This window comes from Steroidobacter cummioxidans (assembly GCF_003104955.1).
This window is the reverse complement of the sequence record NZ_LSRW01000046.1, coordinates 66,648-72,904: the sequence shown is the minus strand read 5'-3', so window position 1 is coordinate 72,904 and position 6,257 is coordinate 66,648. Positions and strand designations below refer to the sequence as shown.

The following is a 6,257-nucleotide window of genomic DNA, read 5'->3' as shown; positions in this document are numbered from 1 at the left end:
GGCACCGCGACACACGCCGTCGCTCCGCTTCGCTCGCGCTAAACGCGCGCGACTTTTGCTGCAACAATTGCGCTGCGCAGTCCTGCTCCGCGCAAGCCCAGGGTGTACATCCATGTACACCCGCTCGGCGGAGCGAAGCCGTGCTTCGCTGAAAAAAGACACCGCCGAGCCCATGTGGCTGCTAATGGACCACCATCCTGATGGATCCATTTGCCGGGAGGACACTTCCCCCCGACAGCCACCGCTGAGACGTCGGTTGCATTCGGCAGAGCGGTAGAGCGGTAGAGCGCACACTCGCGCTTTTCTCTTCCCCTGCAAAACCTCTCTTGGCGGCGGCGTGCAGAACCAGTGGAAGCAGATTGCAGCCTCGGTGCCGTACACTTCTCGTGAATGAGCCCCTCCCCTTCAAACAGCAAACGCTCTTCAGGTACTAACGTGCCTGCGGCCGCTGTGTCGCCGGAGATTCGTCCGGTCACGGCGCTGCGTGGCGTGGGCGATGCGCTTGCAGCGAAGCTTGCGAAGCTGGGCATCACCACCGTTCAGGATCTGCTGTTCCTGCTACCGCTTCGATACGAAGACCGCACGCAGGTCATTCCCATCGGCTCACTGAGTCATGGCGATCGCGCCGTCGTCGAAGGCGAGGTGCAGCTGGCCGAGATCGCATTCCGCGGACGCCGTCAGCTGCTGTGTCGGATCGGCGATGGGTCCGGTTGGTTGACGCTGCGTTTCTTCCATTTCAGCAACTCACAGCACGAGCAGATGTCTCGTGGCACGCGCTTGCGATGCTTTGGAGAAGTTCGGCGCGGTCCGAGTGGGCTGGAGATCGTTCATCCGGAATATCGGCGTGTCGCTGCTGACGCCGTGACCACCAACGAAGACGTGCTCACTCCGATCTATCCGCTGACGGAGGGTGTGCAACAGGGCCGCTTGCGTCAGCTCACGACGATGGCGTTGCGTGAGTTCGCGAATCGAAGCGTGCAGGACTGGGTGCCGCCCGCCGTGCTCGCTCAACTGCAGTTGCCACCGCTGCGCGAGGCGCTCCACTACGTCCATCGTCCCCCGCCGGATGCGGATCTGGATCTGCTAGGAACGGGTCAGCATCCCATGCAGCGTCGACTCGCATTCGAAGAGCTGCTCGCGCATCAATTGAGCTTGCGATTGTTGCGACGTGAGATTCAGCGCGATCCAGGTTGGCAGTTCACCGTGGGCGAGCCGCTGATCGATCGTTTCTTGGGAACGCTGCCTTTCAAGCCGACGGGTGCGCAGACGCGGGCGTGGCGTGAGATCGAGCGAGATCTTTCGCAATCGAGTCCGATGCTGCGGCTCGTTCAGGGCGACGTGGGTTGTGGCAAGACCTTGGTCGCAGCCCTGGCGGCGTTGCGAGCGGTCGAAGCGGGCTTTCAGGTTGCGGTGATGGCGCCGACGGAATTGCTCGCCGAACAACACGCACGCAATTTCACGAGCTGGCTGGCGCCGCTCGATTTATATCCGGCATTGATCACCGGCAAACGCACGGCCGCGGCGCGCGCGAGATCGCTCGCTGATCTGGCGTCGGGCGAAGCGAAGATCGCAATTGGCACGCACGCGCTGTTTCAACAGGAAGTCGAGTTTCGGCGGTTGGGACTGGTCATCGTCGATGAGCAGCATCGCTTCGGTGTGCATCAACGATTGCTGCTACGGGAAAAAGGTCTGGCGTCGGGCCGCTATCCCCATCAGCTCATCATGACGGCGACGCCGATTCCGCGCACGCTGGCAATGACGGCCTACGCCGACCTGGATGTATCCGTGATCGATGAATTGCCGCCCGGGCGCACACCGGTGAAGACCGTCGCGCTGCCGGAGAATCGTCGCGATGAAGTCGTACTGAGGATTCGCGACGCGTGTCGGCAGAAACGCCAGGCGTACTGGGTATGCCCGCTCATAGAAGAGTCCGATCAACTGGAGGCGCAAGCGGCCGAAGAGACGGCGACCGCGCTGGCCGAGGCGCTGCAGGAGCTGAAAGTCGGACTGGTTCATGGCCGCATGTCGTCCAAAGAGAAAGACGCGGTGATGGCGCGCTTCAAGGAAGGCGCAATCGATTTGCTCGTGGCGACGACCGTCATCGAGGTCGGCGTCGACGTGCCGAATGCGAGTTTGATGGTCATCGAGAATGCTGAACGCATGGGCCTGGCGCAGCTTCATCAGCTGCGCGGACGGGTTGGACGAGGTGCGGCGGAAAGCACGTGCGTGCTGCTGTATCGAACGCCGCTGTCGGAGGTCGCCCGTGAGCGTTTGTCTGTCATGCGAGCGACCAACGATGGCTTCGAGATTTCCCGCCGCGACCTGGAATTGCGCGGGCCAGGCGAGCTGCTGGGCACCAAGCAGACCGGCCTGATGCAAATGCGAGTGGCGGAGCTGGTCCGCGATGCCGATCTGCTGCCGAAAGTTCAGGAAGTAGCGGAATTGATGCTCAAGGAAAATGAGGCCAACATAGCGCCGCTGTTACGGCGCTGGATTGGACAGGGCGAAAGGTTCAGCAAGGTATAAACGGTCAGGTTCGTGGCAGATTCACAGAACGCGCATAACCCGGATAAGACGCAGCCGCTGGACGCGACGCCAGCCGCGCCGAAGTCGCCGCCTGCGCAAATGGAACTGCTGAAAGCCGCACCGCCGGCCCCGCCTGCTTCGACCTCGAGCAAGCACGGTCTGGATAAGACCCAGCCGCTGCATGTGATACCACCGATACCGACGCCTCAGGACCTGGCCAAGGCAGTCGCGACGGCGTCAGAAAGTCACAGCCCGGACAAAACTCAGCCGATCGATGCGCCGCCGGCGACACCGGCAACGGCGAATCAGGAGAATGTGAAGACAGCAGCGGCTCCTATCGCGACGCCGCCTGCAGATCAGCACTCTCCAGATAAAACGCAGCCTCTGGGCGCGATGCCGCCTGCAACACCAGCAACGGCGAATCAGGAAAGCGCGAAAGCAGCGGCGGCGCCCGTCGCGACACCACCTGCGACGCCAGCCCAAGAGATCGCGAAAGCATCAGCGCCTGCTGTCACTCCGCCCGCGCCAGCACCCGCATCTGCTCAAGCCAAGCGCGGCTCGGGAAAGCGGAGCGCAGTGCCGTCGTCAAAAACGCCGCCATCACATCCCGCGAGCGCGAAGATACCAGCGTCGTCTACCGCGGTACCCGCGACTACGCCGCCGCGAAGCCAGCCGGCGAAGGCGTCGAGTTCGGCGGCAACGACAGGGCCAGCAGCCCCTCAAGGCGACTACATCAAAACCGTCGCGATGATGGCTGCCCCGCCAGTGACGACCGCAACCCCGGCCGCGGCGGAATCGCCGCCCGACATCGAGCAACTCCGCACCCCGCAACCGTTGGCGCCGCTCCGCCAGCGCCTGCATTGGCTTGGCCACAAAATCACCGCCACTGCCTTCGTCACCGAAATCCTCCCCGGCGCGGCGGCGAAGTTGCGTGCGTACGGGGCGCTGACGCGGCTCAATAAACCCATCGGTATCTGGTTGTTGTTGTGGCCAGTGCTCTGGGCACTGTGGCTCTCCTCTGGCGGCAAACCCGATCCACACGTATTTATAGTGTTCGTACTCGGCACCGTGCTCACTCGTTCCGCCGGCTGTGCCGTCAATGATTTTGCGGACCGAAATTTCGATGGCCACGTGAAGCGCACCAAAGATCGGCCATTGGTCACCGGCGCAGTCGACCCGGTAGAAGCCATCGCGCTGTGCGCGGGACTGGGATTGATAGCGTTGGGGCTCGCGCTGACGCTCAATCAGCTCGCGCAGCTGCTAACGCTGGTGGGTGGCGTGCTGGTAGTCACTTATCCCTTCTTCAAACGTTTCTTCCCCATGCCGCAGGCTTATCTCGGCATTGCCTTCACATGGTCAGTACCGATGGCCTACGCCGCGCAGACCAACGCGGTACCGCGCGCAGCTATAGTGATGTTCATGGCGGGCCTGCTGTGGACCGTGGCGTACGACACGATGTACGCGATGGTGGATCGCGAGGACGACAAGAAACTTGGCATTCGCTCCAGCGCCATCCTGTTCGGCGACGCCGATCGTTTCATCATCGGCATCATGCAGCTGATGACGTTGCTCGGTCTGTGGCTGATCGGACACGAGATGGAGCTGGGCCTGTGGTACGGCCTGGGGCTGGCGTTTGCGGCAATGTTTGCTCTGTATCAACAGTTTCTGATTCGCAAGCGCAAGCCCGAAGATTGTTTCAAAGCCTTCCTCAACAACAACTATTTCGGCATGTCTGTGTTCGTCGGCATCCTGCTCGAATACACCTTTAGATAAGGCAGGACCAACTGCAACTATCTGCTTCGTTCGGCGCGGGCCACCGCCCAGACTTCGATCCACTCCACACCGGCCGCGCGCAGCACTTTTGAGATTTCGTTGACGGTACTGCCCGTCGTGACCACGTCGTCGACGATTGCGACGTGTCGTGCCTGCAGTGGCGCCGTCAAAGCGAAAGCGCGCCGAGTATTTTTGAGTCGTTCATTTCGATCCAACGAAGCCTGTTCCTGCGTTTCACGCCGACGCGTAATCAAATCACTGCGCAGCGCCAGCCCAAGCGACTTGCACACGGGCAATGCAAGTTCACGCGCTTGATTGAAACCACGCTCGCGATAGCGCGCCAGGCCGAGCGGCACGGGAATGACCAGCTCGGGCCGCGTTTCACGGCGGCAAAGGTGTCGCGCCAAGAGCTCCCCAAGGACGCGTCCATACACGAGCTCGCGGCGGTACTTCAGTCCCTGAATCATGCGATCGACTGGGAACTCGTAGCGAAACGGCGCGACGCAGGCATCGAAGTCCGGCGCCCGCTGCAGGCAACGGCCACACAGCGCAATGCTCGAGTGATTGTCCGCCAGCGGCTCGGCGCAGTGCTCGCAGGCGTGGTCGTTGCGAGGCAGATCGGCGGCGCAGCCGGCACACAAATCCAGATCTTCGTGACCGGATTGACCACAAAGCGCACAGCGTAGCGGCCACAAGCCGTTCCCGGCCGCGGCGGCCAGCCGGCCGATAATGTCGACTACGGTTCTCAGCATCGGTTGACAGGCTTCCCGGCCGCCACGAATACTTCCCGCCAACACAGTCGGTACTGACTGACCCCTGCGTGGCTGAACCAGAGCTTGGCGCCTTCGAGCCGCCGCGCAGCGCCCGAATAACGTGAGGTTTGCCGTGGAAATGACCCGTTCCGACGCCGTCCGCAGCGCTACGCTGGTCGATCGCCTGGGTGCCGTACGCACCGACTGGACGCTGGACGAGGTGCGCGAGCTGTTCGCGCTGCCGTTCTCCGATCTGATCTATCACGCGCAGCGGGTGCACCGGCTGTACTTCGATCCCAACCAGGTGCAGATCAGCACGTTGCTGTCGATCAAGACGGGCGCGTGTCCCGAGGACTGCTCCTATTGCTCGCAGAGCATCCGCTTCGAGACGGGCCTGAAATCCGAGCCCTTGATGGATCTGGGCGATGTGATGGAGAAAGCACGAGCGGCGAAAGCGAACGGCGCGACTCGCTTCTGCATGGGCGCGGCGTATCGCAGCCCGAAGCCCAAGCAGCTCGCGCAGATCGTCGAAATGGTCAAAGGCGTGCGCGCCATGGGCATGGAGACCTGCGTGACGCTGGGCATGCTGACGCCGGAACAGGCGCATCAGCTCAAAGATGCGGGATTGGACTACTACAACCACAATCTCGACACGTCCGAGTCCCACTATAAGAAGGTGATCACGACGCGCACCTACCAGGATCGCCTCGACACGCTCGAAGCCGTGCGCAACGCCGGCATCAATGTGTGTTGTGGCGGCATTCTCGGCCTGGGCGAGAAGGAACAGGATCGCGCCGAGCTGCTCCACACGCTGGCGACGCTGCCTCAACATCCGGACAGCGTGCCGATCAATCAGCTCATGCAGGTGCCGGGCACGCCGCTGTATGGCGCGGACAAGCCGGACGGGCTGGATTTCGTGCGCGTGATTGCGGTCGCGCGCCTGTTGATGCCGAAGGCACACGTGCGCTTGTCGGCGGGCCGTTCGGCGATGAGTGATGAAACTCAGGCGCTGGCATTCCTCGCGGGCGCGAACTCGATCTTCTACGGCGACAAGTTGCTGACGACCGAGAATCCCGAAGAGGACAAGGACCGCCAGCTGTTCGCGAAGCTCGGCATCACGCCGGAACCGCTGGCTGAGCAGAGTGCACCGAGCTGCTCGCGACGTTTAGAGGACGAGCAACTCGCGATTAGCGGGTAAGATTCCGC

5 protein-coding genes are annotated in these 6,257 nt (G+C 62.3%); 3 read left to right on the top strand and 2 right to left on the bottom strand.

Annotated features, from left to right (window positions below):
* The first annotated feature begins 435 nt into the window (after positions 1-435).
* A complete protein-coding gene (gene recG / locus D0550_RS21660) occupies positions 436-2,526 on the top strand; it encodes an ATP-dependent DNA helicase RecG (RefSeq protein ID WP_241520872.1) in 2,091 nt (696 codons plus the stop codon).
* A gap of 334 nt (positions 2,527-2,860) precedes the next feature.
* Here recG and D0550_RS34955 read toward each other — a convergent pair whose 3' ends face one another.
* Positions 2,861-3,025 (bottom strand): UBA domain-containing protein, encoded by a 165-nt coding sequence (locus D0550_RS34955; RefSeq protein ID WP_161965973.1) that lies wholly within the window; start codon positions 3,023-3,025, stop codon positions 2,861-2,863.
* Between the two features lie 404 nt (positions 3,026-3,429).
* Between D0550_RS34955 and ubiA the strand changes: the two genes are divergently transcribed.
* Positions 3,430-4,299, top strand: a complete 870-nt coding sequence (gene ubiA, locus D0550_RS21655; protein ID WP_414717319.1) for a 4-hydroxybenzoate octaprenyltransferase — start codon at positions 3,430-3,432, stop codon at positions 4,297-4,299.
* A gap of 17 nt (positions 4,300-4,316) precedes the next feature.
* Here the strand turns inward: ubiA and D0550_RS21650 are convergent, their stop codons facing one another.
* The gene (locus tag D0550_RS21650; RefSeq protein WP_116811272.1) at positions 4,317-5,051 is read right to left on the bottom strand and encodes a ComF family protein; all 735 of its coding nucleotides are present in this window, start codon (positions 5,049-5,051) and stop codon (positions 4,317-4,319) included.
* A gap of 139 nt (positions 5,052-5,190) precedes the next feature.
* On the opposite strand from D0550_RS21650, the gene bioB reads away from it, so the two are divergent.
* Positions 5,191-6,249 carry a biotin synthase BioB gene (gene bioB / locus D0550_RS21645; RefSeq protein ID WP_116811271.1) on the top strand — a complete coding sequence of 353 codons (1,059 nt, stop codon included), beginning with the start codon at positions 5,191-5,193 and terminating at the stop codon, positions 6,247-6,249.
* Positions 6,250-6,257: the final 8 nt, after the last annotated feature.

Coding starts and splice junctions, on each gene's coding strand:
- bioB (WP_116811271.1), top strand. CDS start 5,191: ATGACCCGTTCCGACGCCGTCCGCAGCGCTACGCTGGTCGATCGCCTG.
- D0550_RS34955 (WP_161965973.1), bottom strand. CDS start 3,025: ATGCTTTCGCGATCTCTTGGGCTGGCGTCGCAGGTGGTGTCGCGACGG.
- D0550_RS21650 (WP_116811272.1), bottom strand. CDS start 5,051: ATGCTGAGAACCGTAGTCGACATTATCGGCCGGCTGGCCGCCGCGGCC.